Origin of the sequence: Caloramator sp. mosi_1 (assembly GCF_028622835.1) — a bacterium.
Lineage (GTDB): Bacteria > Bacillota > Clostridia > Clostridiales > Caloramatoraceae > Thermobrachium.
The window spans coordinates 529,341-547,283 of record NZ_CP117677.1 but is presented as its reverse complement, the minus strand read 5'-3'; the positions used below and the strand labels follow the sequence as shown (position 1 = coordinate 547,283).

General features: G+C 29.1%; 22 protein-coding genes and 4 pseudogenes. 25 read left to right on the top strand and 1 reads right to left on the bottom strand.

Features of this window, described 5'->3' with window-relative positions; all coding sequences use genetic code 11:
• Positions 1–66 precede the first annotated feature (66 nt).
• The 20 genes and pseudogenes from PL321_RS03855 to PL321_RS03765 all read left to right on the top strand — a co-directional run bounded on the left by PL321_RS03855 (position 67) and on the right by PL321_RS03765 (position 12,156).
• Positions 67–231, top strand: coding sequence for a hypothetical protein (locus PL321_RS03855; RefSeq protein WP_273963531.1), 165 nt, complete (start codon positions 67–69; stop codon positions 229–231).
• A gap of 58 nt (positions 232–289) precedes the next feature.
• Positions 290–721: a phospholipase D-like domain-containing protein gene (locus PL321_RS03850; protein ID WP_273964384.1), complete on the top strand. Its 432-nt coding sequence runs from the start codon at positions 290–292 to the stop codon at positions 719–721.
• On the top strand, positions 676–2,586 hold the full coding sequence (locus PL321_RS03845) for a DEAD/DEAH box helicase (protein ID WP_337961064.1): 1,911 nt from the start codon (positions 676–678) through the stop codon (positions 2,584–2,586). Before PL321_RS03850 ends, PL321_RS03845 begins: the two co-directional genes overlap by 46 nt.
• A 93-nt stretch (positions 2,587–2,679) precedes the next feature.
• A pseudogene (locus PL321_RS03840) lies at positions 2,680–3,060 on the top strand (class I SAM-dependent methyltransferase); the annotation flags it as partial.
• Positions 3,061–3,318: 258 nt separating this feature from the next.
• A complete protein-coding gene (locus PL321_RS03835) occupies positions 3,319–3,519 on the top strand; it encodes a metallophosphoesterase family protein (RefSeq protein WP_273964382.1) in 201 nt (66 codons plus the stop codon).
• Positions 3,495–4,286 carry a metallophosphoesterase family protein gene (locus PL321_RS03830; protein WP_337961063.1) on the top strand — a complete coding sequence of 264 codons (792 nt, stop codon included), beginning with the start codon at positions 3,495–3,497 and terminating at the stop codon, positions 4,284–4,286. The genes PL321_RS03835 and PL321_RS03830 overlap by 25 nt, the downstream gene beginning before the upstream one ends.
• Positions 4,287–4,416: 130 nt before the next feature.
• Positions 4,417–4,656, top strand: a complete 240-nt coding sequence (locus tag PL321_RS03825; RefSeq protein ID WP_273963530.1) for an AAA family ATPase — start codon at positions 4,417–4,419, stop codon at positions 4,654–4,656.
• Between the two features lie 324 nt (positions 4,657–4,980).
• Positions 4,981–5,103, top strand: a complete 123-nt coding sequence (locus PL321_RS03820; protein ID WP_273963529.1) for a hypothetical protein — start codon at positions 4,981–4,983, stop codon at positions 5,101–5,103.
• Positions 5,104–5,156: 53 nt separating this feature from the next.
• Complete coding sequence (locus PL321_RS03815; protein WP_273963528.1) at positions 5,157–6,812, top strand: ATP-binding protein; 1,656 nt, start codon at positions 5,157–5,159, stop codon at positions 6,810–6,812.
• 295 nt (positions 6,813–7,107) lie between these two features.
• Positions 7,108–7,296 carry a helix-turn-helix domain-containing protein gene (locus PL321_RS03810; protein ID WP_273963526.1) on the top strand — a complete coding sequence of 63 codons (189 nt, stop codon included), beginning with the start codon at positions 7,108–7,110 and terminating at the stop codon, positions 7,294–7,296.
• Positions 7,248–7,568, top strand: a complete 321-nt coding sequence (locus PL321_RS20900; RefSeq protein WP_443110734.1) for an HTH domain-containing protein — start codon at positions 7,248–7,250, stop codon at positions 7,566–7,568. Before PL321_RS03810 ends, PL321_RS20900 begins: the two co-directional genes overlap by 49 nt.
• An 89-nt stretch (positions 7,569–7,657) precedes the next feature.
• Entirely contained in the window at positions 7,658–8,566 is a 909-nt protein-coding gene (locus tag PL321_RS03805) for a BglG family transcription antiterminator (RefSeq protein ID WP_273963524.1), read from the top strand.
• Positions 8,567–8,647: 81 nt separating this feature from the next.
• On the top strand, positions 8,648–8,956 hold the full coding sequence (locus tag PL321_RS03800; RefSeq protein ID WP_337961062.1) for a PTS sugar transporter subunit IIA: 309 nt from the start codon (positions 8,648–8,650) through the stop codon (positions 8,954–8,956).
• 120 nt (positions 8,957–9,076) lie between these two features.
• A pseudogene (locus tag PL321_RS03795) lies at positions 9,077–9,327 on the top strand (PTS sugar transporter subunit IIA); the annotation flags it as partial.
• A gap of 110 nt (positions 9,328–9,437) precedes the next feature.
• The gene (locus PL321_RS20895) at positions 9,438–9,515 is read left to right on the top strand and encodes a hypothetical protein (RefSeq protein ID WP_443110733.1); all 78 of its coding nucleotides are present in this window, start codon (positions 9,438–9,440) and stop codon (positions 9,513–9,515) included.
• Between the two features lie 213 nt (positions 9,516–9,728).
• Positions 9,729–9,872, top strand: coding sequence for a hypothetical protein (locus tag PL321_RS03785; protein WP_273963521.1), 144 nt, complete (start codon positions 9,729–9,731; stop codon positions 9,870–9,872).
• Between the two features lie 5 nt (positions 9,873–9,877).
• The gene (locus tag PL321_RS03780; RefSeq protein ID WP_337961060.1) at positions 9,878–10,495 is read left to right on the top strand and encodes a PTS fructose transporter subunit IIC; all 618 of its coding nucleotides are present in this window, start codon (positions 9,878–9,880) and stop codon (positions 10,493–10,495) included.
• 124 nt (positions 10,496–10,619) lie between these two features.
• Positions 10,620–10,934, top strand: a complete 315-nt coding sequence (locus PL321_RS03775; protein ID WP_273963520.1) for a PTS fructose transporter subunit IIB — start codon at positions 10,620–10,622, stop codon at positions 10,932–10,934.
• Positions 10,935–11,425: 491 nt separating this feature from the next.
• The gene (locus PL321_RS03770; protein WP_273963519.1) at positions 11,426–11,695 is read left to right on the top strand and encodes a type I phosphomannose isomerase catalytic subunit; all 270 of its coding nucleotides are present in this window, start codon (positions 11,426–11,428) and stop codon (positions 11,693–11,695) included.
• Positions 11,659–12,156 (top strand): class I mannose-6-phosphate isomerase, encoded by a 498-nt coding sequence (locus PL321_RS03765; RefSeq protein ID WP_273963518.1) that lies wholly within the window; start codon positions 11,659–11,661, stop codon positions 12,154–12,156. Before PL321_RS03770 ends, PL321_RS03765 begins: the two co-directional genes overlap by 37 nt.
• 236 nt (positions 12,157–12,392) lie before the next feature.
• On the opposite strand, the gene PL321_RS03760 is transcribed toward PL321_RS03765, so the two are convergent.
• On the bottom strand, positions 12,393–13,610 hold the full coding sequence (locus PL321_RS03760) for a transposase (RefSeq protein ID WP_273963517.1): 1,218 nt from the start codon (positions 13,608–13,610) through the stop codon (positions 12,393–12,395).
• Between the two features lie 793 nt (positions 13,611–14,403).
• Between PL321_RS03760 and PL321_RS03755 the strand changes: the two genes are divergently transcribed.
• From PL321_RS03755 to PL321_RS03735, 5 genes and pseudogenes are all read left to right on the top strand, one after another.
• Complete coding sequence (locus tag PL321_RS03755) at positions 14,404–15,156, top strand: PrpR N-terminal domain-containing protein (RefSeq protein ID WP_273963516.1); 753 nt, start codon at positions 14,404–14,406, stop codon at positions 15,154–15,156.
• Positions 15,141–15,817, top strand: a pseudogene (locus tag PL321_RS03750) (sigma-54 interaction domain-containing protein); the annotation flags it as partial. The gene PL321_RS03755 and the pseudogene PL321_RS03750, both read left to right, overlap by 16 nt.
• Complete coding sequence (locus PL321_RS03745) at positions 15,803–16,345, top strand: helix-turn-helix domain-containing protein (RefSeq protein WP_443110732.1); 543 nt, start codon at positions 15,803–15,805, stop codon at positions 16,343–16,345. The pseudogene PL321_RS03750 and the gene PL321_RS03745, both read left to right, overlap by 15 nt.
• Positions 16,346–16,611: 266 nt before the next feature.
• Positions 16,612–16,746 (top strand): hypothetical protein, encoded by a 135-nt coding sequence (locus tag PL321_RS20890; protein WP_443110690.1) that lies wholly within the window; start codon positions 16,612–16,614, stop codon positions 16,744–16,746.
• Positions 16,727–17,882, top strand: a pseudogene (locus PL321_RS03735) (UxaA family hydrolase). Before PL321_RS20890 ends, PL321_RS03735 begins: the two are co-directional and overlap by 20 nt.
• The last annotated feature ends 61 nt before the right edge of the window (positions 17,883–17,943 follow it).

Sequence of the window (17,943 nt, the reverse complement as noted above, 5' to 3'; positions counted from 1 at the left end):
TTATAAAAGGATTTTTAAAAAAATGAAGAAAATATAATAATAAAGACTAAAGAAAGGTAGATAGCTATGGCTGCTGAAAAGATAGGATTGATAAATAAAGAACTAAAAAATGTTGAATATAAAGAAATAGACGATGTATATAGCAAAATAGAGGAATTATATAAAAGACTTCAATTAAGTCAAGGAATAAGTATTAAAAAATGTTTTACTGGTTGTACAGATATTTTTTAACGGAGCTTAAGAAATCATTTAGTAGAGCTAATGAAATAAATATTATTGTATCTTTTTGATGGAATCAGGAATAAGATTGATTTTAGATGAACTAATTTTAGCTAAAAATAGAGGAGCAAAAATTAGAATAATAACAGGAAAATATCTAAATATAACTCAACCCTCTGCTCTCTATCTTTTAAAAGATAGACTGGGAGATTATGTAGATTTAAGATTTTATAAGCAAGAAAATATATCATTCCATCCTAAAGCATATATATTTGATTATGAAAATGGTGGAGATATTTTTATAGGTTCATCTAATTTATCAGAATCAGCATTAATAAGTGGTGTTGAGTGGAATTATAGAATAGAAAAAACAACAAATCCACAGGATTTTAAAGAATTTAAAAATGAATTCTTTAGAATATTTGAGGAAAATACAATAAAAATTGATGATAGAGAATTAAAAAATATAGTTTACAATGGAAAAAACCTAAATTTATTTTAGATGAAAATAATGAGGATAAAAAAATAATTAATCTTTATAAACCAAGAGGAGCACAGATAGAGGCATTATATGAACTTAAAAGAAGTAGATTAGAGGGATTTAATAAGGGACTTGTTGTAGCTGCAACAGGAATAGGTAAAACATATTTAGCTGCCTTTGATTCTTTAGAATTTAAAAAGGTACTATTTGTTGCTCATAGGGAGGAGATACTCAAACAAGCAGCAGAATCCTTTAGAAACGTTAGACCTGAAGATACTATTGGATTTTTTAATGCTGATGTTAAGGATTTAGATTGTGATATACTCTTTGCTTCTGTTCAAACACTTGGAAAGGAAGAATATTTAAATAAAGAATTTTTTAATAATAATCATTTTGACTATATAGTAATAGATGAGTTTCACCACGCTGTATCTTCAAGATATATGAATATAATTAACTATTTTGAACCTAAATTTTTGTTAGGATTAACAGCAACACCAGAGAGGTTAGATAATAAGGATATATTTGAACTTTGTGATTATAATGTAGTTTATGAACTAAGGTTAAAGGATGCTATAAACAAAGGCTACTTAGTTCCTTTTCATTATTATGGGATATATGATGAAACAGACTTTTCTAATATTCCAGTTATAAATGGAAAATATAAAGAGAAAGAATTAGAAGAAGTTTTAATGTTAAATAAAAGAGCGAATCTAATATTAAAAAACTACTTAAAGTATAGCAAACAAAGGACCATAGCCTTTTGTTCATCAAAAAGACACGCTGAATATATGGCTAAATATTTTAATGATAATAAAATTAAATCCTGTGCTGTATATAGTGGTGAACAGGGAGAGTTTTCTTTGGAAAGAGAAAAAGCAATTGAAAAATTTAAAAATGGAGAAATAAATGTTATTTTTGTTGTTGATATGTTCAATGAAGGAGTAGATATTCCAGATATTGATATGGTTATGTTTTTAAGACCAACTGAATCGCCAACTGTATTTTTACAACAGTTAGGAAGAGGATTAAGAAAATCTAAAAACAAAAATTATTTAACGGTATTAGATTTTATAGGAAATTATAAAAAGGCTAATTTAGTTCCATTTTTATTAAGTGGTTCAGATTATGATATAGAGAATATAAGGAAAAACAGATATATTGTTAATGAAGAGGATTTTCCAGAAAATTGTATTGTAGATTTTGACTTTAGAATAATTGATATTTTCAAGAAACAAGCGAATGATTTATTAGGTATAGAGCAAATAATTTTTAATGAATATCTAAGGATAAAAGAATTTTTAGGATATAAACCATTAAGACACGATTTTTATAAGTATGTTGACGACTCTATATATTTTAGTATGAAAAAATCTTCTAAAATAAATATATTAAACGATTATATTGAATTTTTATATAAAAATTTTGAACTTGATGAAGATGAAGAAAAAATGTATGGTACATTGGCACATAAATTTATAAATTTTATTGAAAAAACATCTATGGCTAAAAGTTATAAAATGCCACTACTTATTGCTTTTTATAACAACGGTAATATAAAATTAAAACTATCTGATGAGGATATATATGAGAGTTTTAAAAATTTCTATTCTAATTCTTCAAATGCTGTAGATATGTTGAAGGATAAAAATACAGCAGGCTATAAAAATTGGGGAATGAGGGAGTATTTAAAGTTATCTAGGGATAATCCAGAAAAATTTTTATCCAAAACGAATCCAGAATTTTTCTTTAGGGATGGAGAGTATTTTTGTTTAGTTGAAGATTTAGAGTTATATTTAGATAACCAGGCTTTTAAAAAACACTTCAAAGATGCATTAGATTATAGAATAATCAAATATTACAAGGAGAGATTTAAAAATGAATGAAACAATAGAGTACTATAACAATAATGCACTGGATTTTTATTTAAATACAAAAGATGCAGATATGCAGGAATTATATGATTTTTTCTAAAATATTTAGACAAGGGAGTAAAGATACTTGATTTAGGATGTGGTTCTGGAAGAGATACAAAGTATTTTTTAGATAAAGGCTATGATGTTATTTCTTTGGATGCGTCTATTGAAATGGTAAAACTATCAAGTAAATTAACAGGCAGAAAAACAGTACACAAAGCATTTAATGAGTTAGATTATGATAATGAATTTGAAGGTGTTTGGGCTTGTGCTTCATTACTGCACGTACCAAGAAAAGAGATGGATGATATTTTAAACAAAATATCAAGAGCTTTAAAACCAAATGGCATTTTGTTTGCATCCTTTAAGTATGGAGATAAAGAGGAATTTAGAAATGGGAGGTTTTTAATTTCTATGAAGAAAAATCCTTTAGGGAGCTTATAAATAAGCATCCAGAATTTAAAATAATAGAAACGCTTATTACAAAAGATGTAAGAGAAGGTAGAGAGGATGAAATGTGGTTCAGTGTAATATTAAGAAAAATTTAGTTTTAAAGGATCGTCTGTGACGGTCCTTTTTGCGTTATATAATGTAAAAATTTACCTTTGCGTAACATACTGTAAAGTGTTAATATAAGTAATAGTAGCATATATTTAATATTCAACTCATTTACGAAAAAACTAAAGGGGATGATTAGATGGCATTTCGTTTTTAGCAACTTCAGACCTTCATATTGGTATGAAGTTTAAAAACTATAGTGAAAATGTAAGTAAGGTTCTTCAGGAGGCAAGGTTTAAAGCATTAGAAAATATGGTTAATATAGCAAACGATAGGGGTTGCAGCTTATTTCTAATCGCAGGCGATCTATTTGAGAGTGCATCAGACACAAACAAAAATACTTAGATCAAATCATATCAATTTTAAGAAAGTTCCACGGCGAATATGTAGCAATTCTTCCAGGAAATCACGACTTTTTCAATGTAACAAACTTTTGGGTAACATTTTTAAATAGTGTAAAGGATACAAACATAATTATCTTAAATGAGTATAGACCATATGAACTTGAAATAAATGAAGAAAAGGTTATTCTGTATCCTGCATTTTGTGATTTAAAGCATTCAAAGGAAAATAGACTTGACTGGATTAAAAATTATACGGAATTTGATAATAGTGCCTTTAATATACTTGTTGCCCACGGTTCTATAAAGGGTATTTCACCTGATATGAAGGATGAATATTTTAGTATGAGTATTGATGAAATAAACTCTTTAGATGTAGATATGGCTGTTGTAGGTCATATGCACATAAATTACCCCTTTAATGATGAGGTAAAAAACCAAAAGGTATTAATCCCAGGTACTCCTGAACCAGATGGACTTGACTGCAGACACGAGGGTTATGCTTGGGTTGTTGACGTAGAAGATAAAGGCAACTTCAATGCAGTTAAGGTTAAAACAGGTACATATAAATTTGTTGATGATAAGTGTATTATTAATTCATATAAGGAACTTGAGGATTATAAAGATAGGCTTTTAGAGGAGAATCCAAAGAATAAAATAGTAAGGACATATTTTTCAGGAAGCATTGAAGTAGATCACAGCGATGATAGAAAGAAATGCTTTGATGAGCTATCAAGAAAGCTCTTTACTTTGAATACAGTGATAATATAAGAAAGAAATTCGATAAGAGTCAAATTGATAAAGAATTTTCAATAGGTTCACTTCCACATAGAATTTTAAGCAAAATTGAAGATAAGGAACTTTTAGAGCTTGCCTACGAAAAGATAATGGAGGTGAAAAAATGAAGCTAAGGAAGGTAGAGTGTAAACAATTTGCAGGTTTAAGGGATAAGAAGGTTGAGTTTTCTGATGGCTTAAATGTTGTATATGGCAAAAATGAAGCAGGAAAGAGTACAATTGTTGAGGCAATATCAAATACAATTTTTAAGGATGCAAAAATAGGAAGTAGAAGAGAGAAGATAAGGAATTTAAAAATCTATTTTTCCCCTACCCAAAGGGAGATTACGCAGAGGCTTATTTAGAGATTGAAAATGGTAATGATGTTTTAAAAATAAATAGAAGATGGTCGGACAAAAATCCTTCATCTTATTTAGAAATACAGGGAACTAAAATTAGCGATGAAAAAGAATAAGGGAAGAGCTAAATAAAATATTTATTGAAGGTGAAGCAACGTATAATAAGCTTGTATTTCAAAAACAGAGGGATTTTAAAGAGTCCATTAAAAATATAGTAGAGGACAAAGAGATAAAAATTCAATTTTTCAATTTGTAAGTACTTCAACACTTGAATTAGATGGTGTTTCAATAGAGGATTTAAAGTCCAATATTGAAGAAGAGATTAAAAAATTGACAAATAACTGGGATATAGATAGAGAAGCACCCCTTAATAATAGAGGAATAAACAATCCATATTTAAAAAACGTAGGCTTAATTTTGGACAGCTACTACAAAAAGAAAAGGCAAAGATAGAGCTTGAAAAAGTAATAGAAATTGAGGATGAGAGGGATAAAATTTTAAAGAGTTTGAAGGAAATAGAAGAGGAATATACTTCTGTTAAAAAGGAGTTAGATGAGCTAAAGGCCTTTGAAAAGGATGCACTCAATAGGGCAGAGATTGAACCAAAGAGGGATAGGTTAAAAATTGAGTATGACAAATTAAGTGAGGTTCAAAGAAATTGGCCTCAGTATCAAACTAAATTAGAGAATAATAAGAAAGAGTTAGATGAGATTGAAGAGAAGATAAAGGTTCTAATAAGGGAAGAGGAACAAAACTTAAAGGCAAGGGAAAAAGTAGAGATAGAAAAGAGATTAAGGCAAATAAAGGATAAACTTACTCAAGTAGAAGATTTAAAGAAAAAACTTGATGAGCTCAAGGAGATTTCAGATCAGGATGTAAAAGAACTTGAAAAGAAAAGAAGAGAAATTGAAAGGTTAGAAAATCAAATAAATTTAGGTGAGTTTACAGTAAATATTAATATAAAAAATAGCAGCAGCATCTATTTAACAAAGGATTTAGAGGAAAAGAGAAGAATAGATGAATCAATTAGTGATAGTGCAAAGGGATTTGCAAAGATTGAAACAGATGATTTTGATTTAGAGATAAAACTTAAGGATTTTGATGTAGAGAAGATAAGGGAAGAATATACAAGGTTAAAGAGTGAGTTCTTTGGTTTGTTGAATAAGTTTGAGGTTAAGGATGTAGATGAGGCAAGGGAGATTGCAACAAAAAGAACTCTTTTAAGTGTGGATATTGTTAATAAAAAGAGGGATATACAAAAGGATTTAGGTGATGATACGGTAGAAGGGTTAGAAAAGAAGCTTGCTGAAATTGGAGATGTAAATGTAACAAGGGCAATAGAAGATATAAGAAAAGAGAAGGTAGAATTAGATAATAAGAAGGTTAGAATATTAGCAGAGGTAACTAATATAGAGTCAACTATAAAGGATTGGGAAAATAAGTATATATCACCTGAAGAGCTATTTAATAAAATAGTAGATGTTATGTCTGAAATAAAAATGTTAGATAAGGAGCTTGCTAAACTTAAGCCACTTCCACAAGGTTTTACTACGGTAACAGAGTTTAATAATCATTTAAATGAAATGAAGGAGAAGGAACAGAGTCTATTTAGTGAAAAAGGAAAACTTCAGCAGCAGTATTTTAGCATAGAGCTTGAGCTTCAAGATAAAAAGTCAAGTAAGGATTTTGAAGAAGAAATGAAGTTGTATGAAGAAAGTTATAGGAACTATTTAAAGAAGGCAATGAATTTAATTAAATTAAAGGAAATAATTGATGAGACATTGGATGAAATAAATAACAATACCTTTACTCCAATTATAGATAGCTTCAATGAATATTTAGGATATATAACAAATAATAAGTATAAGGTTAAGGATTTTACAGAATCAATGAATTTTGAAATAGGTAATGATACGTCAAATATTTCAGTAGATTTATTATCAACTGGAACATATGATACAGTTGCCCTTGCACTAAAGTTTGCACTTATTGATAATATGTTTGATAAAGAGACCTTTATAGTTTTAGACGACTGCTTAGTAGATTTAGATGAAGATAGAAAACAAAAGGCAGCAGAACTTATAAAGAAGTTTGCAGAAAAACATCAGGTTATTTTTACAACCTGCAGTAGAGACACAGCAGAGCTTCTGGAGGAAATTTGATAGAGATGTAAGAGATGCGTTTATTTTAAGGGGAATCCATAAATGTGTTCTACAAAAGTTATGGATGACCCCTATTTTATTTTAAAAAATTTAAGTATTTACATAAAATAAAAGCTATTAAATAATTTATATTTATTAATTATTAAACATTTACCACATTAATATGGAAATACAAATATAGATTAGAAGTATTGAAAAAACTATATTTTTCAAATTATAATATAATTAAGAAATGTATATAAAATACAAAAATCAATAATAGTTACCACAATTAATGTGGTAAAAGGGGAAAAATATGAGCCAAGAAAGAGTAAATAAGATAATAGAAATTCTTTTAGAAACAAATGATTCTTATATAACTATTGATAATATAGCTGAGAAATTAAATGTGTCTAATAAAACAGTTAGAAATGATATAAAATTAGTTGAAAATGTATTATTAGAAAAAGATGTTTATGTAGAAAAAAACCGAGGTATGGAATAAGACTTAAAGTTAATGAAGAAAAACGTTTAGAACTTCTTCAAAATTATAAATATAATAGTAGTTTTATAGAACCATATACTCCACAGTTTAGAAAGAATTATATACTAAAGAGGCTACTTATAACAAAAACAAATATAACAGTATCAGAATTAGCACAAGAATTATATGTTAGTAAAGTAACAATTCATAAAGATATTGAACAAGTAGATAAATGGTTAAAAAATTTTAATTTAAAGCTTATTAAAAAACAAACTATGGTATACAAATTGTAGGTACTGAAGATAACTTTAGAAATGCTATAGCATATTTAATTGTAAATGAAAAAGATAAAGAAGAACTAGAAGAAATTTTACTAAATAATGTGGCAGCAAGGTTAGATTTTAAGATGATAGAAAAATTGAAAGAATTAGTAGATTTAGATTATAAGCTGCTTGAAAACATTGTAGAAGACGCCGAAGCAAAACTAGGTGTTAGGTTTACAGATGATGCGTTTATAAGTCTTGTAATACATATTGCAATCTCAATTAAAAGACTAAAAGAAGGAAAAGACATAAATTTACCAGAGGATATTGTTTATGAAATAAAAGATAAAGAAGAATATGAAATTGCATTAGAAATTACAAGAAACATAGAAAATGCTTTTAAAATTAGTTTACCAAAATCAGAGGTTATATATATATTGATGCATATACTCGGTGCTAAGATGCAACAAAATAAAAAAGATGATCTAAATAATTTAGTTAATAACATAAAAGAAGATGATTTATCAGTTATTATGGCAAAAGAAATAATTGATATTGCACAGAGGGCATTAGATATATATTTAGAAAAAGATGAACAGCTTTTAAATGGATTAATATTACATTTAAGACCAACAATTAATAGATTAAAATATGGTTTAGCACTTAGAAATCCAGTATTAAATGAAATAAAAGAAAACTATTCAGAGTTCTTTGGAGTAGCTTGGATGTCAAGTACTGTATTCAACAAATATTTAGGTGTAAAGATTCCTGAAGAAGAAATTGGTTATATAGCATTACATATTGGAGCAGCTATTGAAAGAAATATAAAGCCTTTTAAAGTAATTGTTGTATGTTCAAGTGGTATAGGTACCTCACAGCTTTTGGCGGCGAGGATAGAAAATAGTTTTAGAGAAATAGATATAGTTGATACAATTTCATATTTAGATCTTGAAAAAATTAACTTAAATGATATTGATTTTATAATTTCTACAATACCTATAATAACAAAAAACCTGTATTACAAATAAAGCCTATCCTTACCCAAAATGACATAAAAAAATAGAATACTTTATTAATGGTATAAAAAATAAAAAGAAAATACAGCATTTATTGAAAGTATCATTGATGAAAATTTAATATTTTTGAATTACAGTTTCAAAGAACAAAATGAAATATTAAAGTTTTTATCATCTGAACTTATAAAGAGAGGCTATGTAGATAAGGAATATTATACAAATTTAGTTGAAAGAGAAAAAATGACCTATACATCAATAGGAAATGGTATAGCTATACCCCACGCTAATCCAGAGTTGGTGAAAAGGACAAAATTATCATTATTAACTTTAAAGGAACCTATATTATGGGGTAATGAATATGTAGATGTGGTGTTTATGATAAGTATATCAAAAAAGATTTAAAAGAAGGAAAATTTATATTTAAAAAACTTTATAATGCAATTGAGGAGAAAGGTTTTGTTAATATAATTAGAGATTCCAAGGAAATATTAGAAGTAAAACGTATATTAGGAGGCGTTTTTGATGGTGATTAACAAAAATTTAATAGTTTTAAACTTAAATGCTAATAGAAAGGAGGAGGTTATAAAAGAATTAGCAGAGTTAGCCTATAATTTTGGTAAAATTAATTCAGTAGACAAATATGTAAAAACAGTATTGGAAAGGGAAAAACTTTTACAACTGGAGTTGGAAATGGAATTGCAATACCACACGGTAAGACAGATGCTGTTAATGAAGCAGTAATGGTATTTGCAAAACTTGAACAAAAAGTTGAATGGGAATCATTAGATAATAATCCGGTTGATTTAGTATTTTTATTAGGCGTTCCAGAAAAGATGCTAATGACTTACACTTACAAATCCTATCTCGAATTTCTAGAAAACTTATGGATGAAAACTTTGTTGATAAGCTTAGAAAATCGCAATCTAGAGATGAAGTTGCAAACATTTTAAATTCAATTTAATCGAGAGAACTTATAGTTCTTAATAAATATTAATTGGATGAGGGGATTAAAATGAAAGAAGAATTAAAAAGATTAGAGAGTATTTAATGACAGGAGTTTCGTACATGATTACCAATAGTAGTTATTGGTGGTGTATTTATTGCTTTCTCAATTGCTTTAAGTGGAGTTAAAGCAGGAGAAGGTGCGGTAGTTACAAATCCTTTATTAAAGAGTATGATGGATATTGGAGCAGCAGCCTTTACAATGATGGTTCCAGTGTTAGCAGCATTTATTGCTTTTGGTATTGCAGATAGACCTGGAATTGCTCCAGGTCTTGTAGGTGGAGTGCTTGCAAGTAATATCAAAGCAGGTTTTTAGGAGGTATAGTTGCAGGCTTTATAGCAGGATACACCGCCAGATGGATTAAAGGATGGAAGGTTCATAAAAACTTAAGACCTATAATGCCAATATTTGTAATACCATTACTTACATCATTAATAGTAGGTTTTCTAATGATTTATGTAATAGGATCACCAATAAGTAGTCTAATGAATAGTTTAACTAATACACTCAAATCAATGAGTACAGGGAACTCTGTTGTCTTAGCATTAATAATGGGTGCAATGATTGCGTTTGATATGGGTGGACCAGTTAATAAAGTAGCATTTATGTTTGCAGCAGCAATGATTGGAGAAGGAATAGCTACAATTATGGGGCCAGTTGCTGTAGCAATATGTATTCCTCCACTTGGAATGGGAGTAGCTACACTAATGAATAAGAAAAAATATACAAAAGCTGAACAAGAAGCAGGAATTGGTGCAATTGCTATGGGATTAATTGGTATAACTGAAGGTGCAATTCCATTTGCAGCAGCAGATCCATTAAGAGTAATTCCTTCCATAATGACAGGTTCAGCAATAGGTGCTGCAATTGCAGCTATAGGTAAGGTTGGAGATCATGCACTCACACGGTGGTCCAATAGTTCTTCCAGTTGTGGATAATAGATTGATGTTTATATTAGCTGTTGTTGTAGGTGTTATTGTAACGGCTCTAATGGTTAATGCATTAAAGAAAAATGTTGAAGTTGTAGAAGATGACGTTTTATAATTAAGAGAGGTGAGACAAATGAAGATAGTGGCAGTAACAGCATGTCCTACAGGTATAGCACACACATATATGGCGGCAGAAGCGTTGGAAAGAGCTGCAAAAAGTTTGGGTTATAGTATAAAAGTTGAAACTCAAGGTTCAATAGGAATAGAGAATAAAATATCACAAAAGGAAGTAAGTGAGGCAGATTTAGTAATTTTTGCTGCTGATGTTGCAGTTAAAGAAGAAAATAGATTTAAAGATAAACCTATATATAGAGTAGAGGCTCAAAGGGTAATAAAAAATGCAAAAGCGGTAATAGAAGAAGCAATTCAGTCTTTGAATATTAAGTAATATTCTAATATAATGAAACAAACCACTTAAGTGCATATCAACTACTTAAGTGGTTTGCTCTTTATGTTTATGGAACTTTTTCTTGATGCATCTACAGATAAACTATGAAGCATTTGTTTTATTGTTAGTAATTGAATTTTCAAGGTTCATAGGAATTATTTATTTGTGAAGTTTAAGTTGACTTATTTAAAAGAAGTTTAATGAAATAAAGATAATCATTTCAAGTATGTGACTTATAAAAATATTGAAACAAAGGGAGGTATTATATGTTATATCCACTTTTTTTCAACCTGTTTTTAAGGAAATAATCTGGGGAGGGCAAAATTTAAAAAATTATTAAACAAGGAAGTTCCTTTTGAAAAAACTGCTGAAAGCTGGGAAGTATGTTGTCATAAAAATGGAATGAGCATAATTGAAAATGGTGAATATAAAGGTAAAACAATAAAAGAAGTTATTGATTTAGATAAGGTAGGACTATTAGGTAAAAATCATTGGAATATGATAGATTTCCTATTTTAATAAAGTACATAGATGCAAATGATAAACTATCAGTTCAAGTTCATCCTGATGATGAATATGCTTTAAAAAATGAAGGTGATTATGGAAAAACTGAAGTTTGGTATGTAGTTGATGCAAAAGAAAATGCAAAGCTTATATTTGGTGTTAAAGAAGGAACTACTAAAGAGGACTTTATAAATGCGCTTGAAAGAAAAAATCTTGAGGAATGTTTAAACTATGTAAAAGTAAAAAAGGAGACATAATTTTTATTCCTTCTGGAACAGTTCATGCAATATTAGACGGAATAGTAATAGCTGAGATACAACAAAATAGTGATACGACATATAGGGTTTATGATTGGAACCGTATTGATAAAAACGGTAAACCACGCGAGCTTCATATTGAAAAGGCTTTAGATGTAATAGATTTTGGTATGTGTGGAAAGGTTAGTACTCCAATTTATACTAAAATGGATGGAAATTCGATTGCAAATATAACAAGATGCAAATACTTTAACGTAGATGAATTAATAGTAGATGAGCTTTATAATGATTCAACAAATGGAGATTCTTTCTATATTTTTATGTGCATTGAAGGAAATGGTATATTAATATACAACAATAAAGAATATCAAATACAAACTGGAAAAACATTTATGATTCCTGCTAAGGAAAATAAATTTGAAATAAGAGGTAAAATGAAGCTTTTAAAAACGCATTTATAAAAGATTAAATTCTGTAATAGATTGATACATATATTAAATTGATTTTCATTAACTTTTTATAATTGAGGAAATTGCACAATTAAAAATTTTTAAAACTGTATAATTTATCCACAGGTTATAATGTTGACTTATTTAATTTTAAATATAAAATTGATTTAAATGTGTATTTTTGACATACTTTAATAAACCACAAGTAATTATTGTGATTTAGTGGTAAATTTTATATTTTATTACCATTAAGCACTTATGGATAATGTGTTTAATTTATTTACAGCTATTGAGCCAGCAACTAATGCTATACAATATAATAATGCCCATGTTTTAGCTTTATCTATTCCTGCGGAGCGTATATTATCTAAATTTAAGTATTCTTTTAATCTGCTATTGCATCTTTCAACAGAGGTTCTTAGATTATGTAATTTATTCCATTTTTCTGAGCCTCTTAGCGGATAGCTAAATAACCTATGGTTTTTCTTATAATTTACTTTTAAACAATACCCATAATTCGAATTGCTACACCAATTTAGCCCATATGGGCAATCAACTTTCCCTGTGGCATGGGGACAACGAAGTTTTATATAATTTCCATCTATTCCCCAAAATGAAAGAGGATATCCCATAGAACAAACAGGCCACAGATTATCATTAAACCCTTCAGGTGGTGCATAACTACCCCTTTTGTTGTATGCTATAATTGCTTGACCATTAGTATTATTTATAATGTAGTTGTAATTTTCTTCAATATCATAACCTGAATCCATTATGTAATATTTAGGGTTTAATATAGAACTCCAAAATTGTTTAAACTTTTTAAGTAAAGGAATAGCATACTTACCGTCATTAAAACTTGCGGGAGTAATGTCTACATAAAGTGGTAATTCACTTTTACAATCTACTATTATATGTGCTTTCCAACCAAACCACTTTATATCATTACCATCAGTATCCTTTTTCTTACCCCAATTAGGGGATATACCATCATCTTCAATTTTAGATTTTGGTTTAGCTTTTTCAAAAGAATCTAATTTAGTAGCATCAATAGCAACATTTGTATCATCAATGATACCTAAATTTTTAGCTTTTTGCACAATGCGTTTAAATTCTTCTTCTACTTCAGGCATAGAAGATATTTTAGATAAAAATCTACTTAAAGTTGATGTAGAAGGTGAAGGTTTTAATATATCAAAACCACAATTAAATTTAAAGTATAAGTCAGAATCTAATCTTTGTTTTAATCTTTCAAAATCATTGATTTTCTCTAATTGCATAGCAATTAATGCATTAATTAAAGAAACAGGGTTATATCCTTTGGGACCTCTTTTATGTTTAGGTTTCGTAAGTTTATTTATCAAGTTGCTAAAATCAAGTTGAGATAAAATTAATTGAAGTTTATTTTCTTTTTGAAATTTTAATATTTCTTCGAAGGAAAATAGACATTCTTGTCGAATATACATAAGTAGGATTCACCCCTTTGTTGGTATTTTGTATCCACTTATATATATTCGACATTTGGGTGAATTTCCTTTTGATTTTTTAAGAATTAAGTGTTTTTAAGGTTTAAAAAATATGCAATTTGCTCATATTATTTAGAGCTAATGTTTAAATAGATAAAATTTTAGAAATTTCATTCTTTAATATATTCAACTTTGAGGAGAATTAATAAGTAAATAAATGTATAGATTTTTCTTGTACTTACCCTAAAAAACAAGAATTTAACTTTGCATCTTACTTTGGATTTAAATTATTATAGAATGAAAATATTTGGTATATATAGCTTTTTACAATAAAAATTAAATTTATGAAGTATTCTTATATTACCATATTCAGTGTTAATATAGGTTAATAAACTAACAAATTAAACACATATTTTTATTTTAATTTATTGCTATAGTTTAAATTATATGGGACTAAAAAAATAGATATGGTTATTAATTATAATTAGCATTTGCTTACTAATTTTATGGAAAAATTTAAACAAATAACTATAGATATCAATAAATTTATTCTTAAGGTTATTAGTTAAAATTGTTTTATAGATGATTTTGAATTAGATTTAAAATATCTTTAAAAGTTTGAGTGTTATTGAAAGAGTTTAATAAAATTATTGAAATGAATATACAATAATATCTTAAAATTTTATTTTCAGGTTCTAAACATGGTATAGAAAGAATTTGAAAAACAAAATTTAAATTTAAAACTATTTTACAGAATTTCATAATTGTAAAAAATATGGGGGAGGAATCGTATGTGGGAGATATTGTGTTGATTGCACCTTATGAAAATCTGGGTAATATGGCTAAAGAGGTTATAAATAAAAACGGTTTTAATATTGAAGTTGTTGTAGGAGACTTGAGTGACGGTGTAAAGGTTGCCAAGAAGGCTGTGAATGAAGGAGCTCAGGTCTTAATTTCTAGGGGTGGAACCTATACTATGATAAAGGAGGCAGTAAATGTTCCAGTAGTTGAAATAAAGATAAACTCATTTGATATATTGAGGGGATTTAAAAATTTAATGAAATACTCGGAGAAAATAGGTGTTGCTGGATATAGAAATGTTATCTATGGATGTGATACAGTTGCAGAGGTTTTAAATGTAAATATTGAAATCTTTCCTTTTGATAATGAGGCAACTGCACCATTGGTTATAAAAGAAGCAATTTCAAGAGGTATTAAAATTTTTATTGGAGATTCTATAGGATATAAAAGTGCTATGGCGTTTGGTTGCCATAGTTATTTAATAACATCTGGAAAGGAATCTATTTATGATGCAGCACAGGAGGCAATAAGAATACTTGAAGTTACCAAGAATGAAAAGGCAAAGGCAGAACAATTTAAAACGATTTTGGACTTTATAAATGAGGGAATACTCGCTATTGATAAGCAGGGAATTATAACTACATTTAATTCAGCTGCTGAACGAATATTTCAAATGAGGGCATCGGAGGTTGTTGGTAAAAAGTATGGCAGGTTATTCCAAATACCGGAATGTTACAGGTTATAGAGTCAGGGAGTAAAGAAATAGGTGTTTTGCAAGATATTAACAGATGTAAAATAGCTACAAATAGAGTTCCAATTATTGTAGATGATAAAGTAGTGGGGGCCGTTGCAACATTTCAGGATGTTACTCAGATACAGAATTTGGAGTATAAAATAAGATGTGAACAGGTTAAGAAGGGGTTTGTTGCAAAGTATAGTTTTGATGATATTGTTTATGTAAGTAGGGATATGAAGGAGTGCATTGAAAAGGCTAAAAAATATAGTAAAATTGATTCTCCAGTTTTAATTTTAGGTGAATCTGGTGTAGGAAAAGAACTATTCGCACAGAGTATACATAATGAAAGTTCAAGGAGAAATGGACCATTTATTGCTGTTAACTGTGCAGCACTTCCACCAAATCTTCTTGAAAGTGAGTTATTTGGATATGTTGAGGGGGCATTTACGGGAGCAAGGAAAGGGGAAAAATGGGAATTTTTGAACTTGCTCACAAAGGAAGTATATTTTTAGATGAAATAGGAGAGCTTTCAATGGAATTTCAGGCAAGACTTTTAAGAGTTCTTCAGCAGAAAGAGGTAATGAGGATTGGAGACGATAAAGTCATTCCCATAGATGTAAGAATTATAGCTGCAACTAACAAGAACATTAATAGAATGGTCAGTGAATATAAGTTTAGGGAGGATTTATATTACAGAATAAACATACTAACGCTTTACATACCGGCATTAAGGTTTAGAAAGGAAGATGTAATTCCACTAACAAATCATTTTATTAATAAATTTTCAATAAGGTATGGAAAAAATATAACAGGAGTAAGTAGTGAAGTTAAAAATTATTTAATGTCATATAATTATAGAGGTAATATCAGAGAGCTTCAGGGTATAATTGAAAGGGCAGTAGCTCTTTGTGAGGGAAATATAATACAGCTAAAGGATGTGGAAGGTGTACCTAATGAAAAGGAAAATATTACAATAAATAAAGAATTAAGTGATGATATACCACTTTTAAGCCTTAGAGAATTTGAGTTAAACTATATAAACAAGGTAATAGAAAAATGTTGTGGGAATATAAGTGAGGCTGCAAAAATTCTTGGAATAGAAAGAAGTACCATTTGGAGAAAGCTCAAAAGCACACTGTTGTATAATGCAACAGTGTGCTTTTGCAACGTTATAATGTTGCATTATGCAATAATATAATATTGAAGTTATAGAAAATTCTTTCTGTAGATCTTGGCATGACATTTGCGTAAATATTATAAAATTTTAATTTAGGGGTGGAGCTATATGTTAAAATTTGCTGTAGTTGCGAATATAAGAGATAACGTTGCAACAGCAGTTAAGGATTTAAAAAAGGAGAGGAGGTATTAATTGAAATTGAAGGTAAAGAAATAAGAATAATACTTAATGAGAATATTCCATTTGGTCACAAATTTGCTATCTCTGATATTATAAAAGGTGAGGATGTGATCAAATATGCAGAGGAAATAGGTAAAGCAACGAACAATATAAACAAGGGAGATTATGTTCATGTTCATAATATTGAAAGTAAAAGAGGAAGAGGAGATTGGGGGAAACAAAATGAAATTAACAGGTTTTAGAAGAGCAAATGGAACAGTTGGAATAAGAAATCATATACTTGTGATTCCGTCTTCAGTTTGTGCAAGCGAAACAGCTGCAAGGATAGCAAGTCATGTTGAGGGTGCGGTTTCTGTTCCTAATCAACATGGATGTTGTCAGATTGGTGCAGATTTAAATCAGACAATAAAAGTGCTAAAAAATCTTGGAAAGAATCCAAATGTGGCGGCTGTTCTTGTTGTAGGGCTTGGATGTGAAGGAGTACCCACAAAAGAGGTTGCAGAAGAAATAGCTAAAACGGGTAAAAGAACGGAGTATTTGATAATCCAGGAATGTGGAGGAACGCTTAAAACAGAAGAAAAGGGAGTTAGAATAGTAAGGAAATGGCACAAGAAATATCATTGCTTAGAAGAGAGGAAATAGATATTTCTGAAATAACTCTTGCTATTGAGTGTGGTGGTTCGGACACTACTTCAGGGCTTGCATCAAATCCTAGTGTTGGATATGCATCAGATAAGCTTATAGCTTTAGGTGGAACTTCAATCTTTTCAGAAACAACTGAATTTATTGGTGCTGAGCACATACTTGCTAGAAGGGCTGTATCTAAAGAAGTTGGAGATAAAATACTTGAAATAGTATTAAAATGTGAGAAGAAGGCAATGACTATGGGAGTGGATATGCGTGGTGGACAGCCAACGCCAGGAAATATCCAGGGTGGAATAAGTACAATAGAGGAAAAATCGCTTGGATGTATTTATAAGGGAGGCACAGCTCCAATTACAGGTGTACTTGATTATGGAGATATACCAAATAAAAAGGATTATTTGTTATGGATACTCCTGGTCAGGATATAGAATCGATAACAGGAATGGTTGCAGGAGGTGCTCAAATCGTTGTGTTCACAACAGGAAGAGGAACTCCAACGGGATGTCCTATAGCTCCTGTAATAAAAGTAACTGGAAATCCTGAAACTTTTATAAAAATGAAAGACAATATAGATATCAATGCTGGAGCCATAATCGAAGGAGTAAGTTCAATACAGAAAGTTGGAGAAGAAATATTTAATGAAATTATAGAAGTTATAAATGGAAAACTTACAAAATCAGAAGCATTGAAGCATAGAGAATTTGGAATATATAAGCTTATATCAACATTTTAAATTAAATATGGTTAATTGATTAATTTACAGCTTCATTTTCAATTTATAAAATTAGTTCGGC

Bases quoted from the DNA above. Each gene is read 5' to 3' on its own strand.
- PL321_RS03855 (WP_273963531.1), top strand. From the start codon at position 67: ATGGCTGCTGAAAAGATAGGATTGATAAATAAAGAACTAAAAAATGTT.
- PL321_RS03850 (WP_273964384.1), top strand. From the start codon at position 290: ATGGAATCAGGAATAAGATTGATTTTAGATGAACTAATTTTAGCTAAA.
- PL321_RS03825 (WP_273963530.1), top strand. From the start codon at position 4,417: ATGAAGCTAAGGAAGGTAGAGTGTAAACAATTTGCAGGTTTAAGGGAT.
- PL321_RS03810 (WP_273963526.1), top strand. From the start codon at position 7,108: ATGAGCCAAGAAAGAGTAAATAAGATAATAGAAATTCTTTTAGAAACA.
- PL321_RS20895 (WP_443110733.1), top strand. From the start codon at position 9,438: ATGGATGAAAACTTTGTTGATAAGCTTAGAAAATCGCAATCTAGAGAT.
- PL321_RS03785 (WP_273963521.1), top strand. From the start codon at position 9,729: ATGATGGATATTGGAGCAGCAGCCTTTACAATGATGGTTCCAGTGTTA.
- PL321_RS03775 (WP_273963520.1), top strand. From the start codon at position 10,620: ATGAAGATAGTGGCAGTAACAGCATGTCCTACAGGTATAGCACACACA.
- PL321_RS03765 (WP_273963518.1), top strand. From the start codon at position 11,659: ATGTTTAAACTATGTAAAAGTAAAAAAGGAGACATAATTTTTATTCCT.
- PL321_RS03760 (WP_273963517.1), bottom strand. From the start codon at position 13,610: ATGTATATTCGACAAGAATGTCTATTTTCCTTCGAAGAAATATTAAAA.
- PL321_RS03745 (WP_443110732.1), top strand. From the start codon at position 15,803: ATGGTCAGTGAATATAAGTTTAGGGAGGATTTATATTACAGAATAAAC.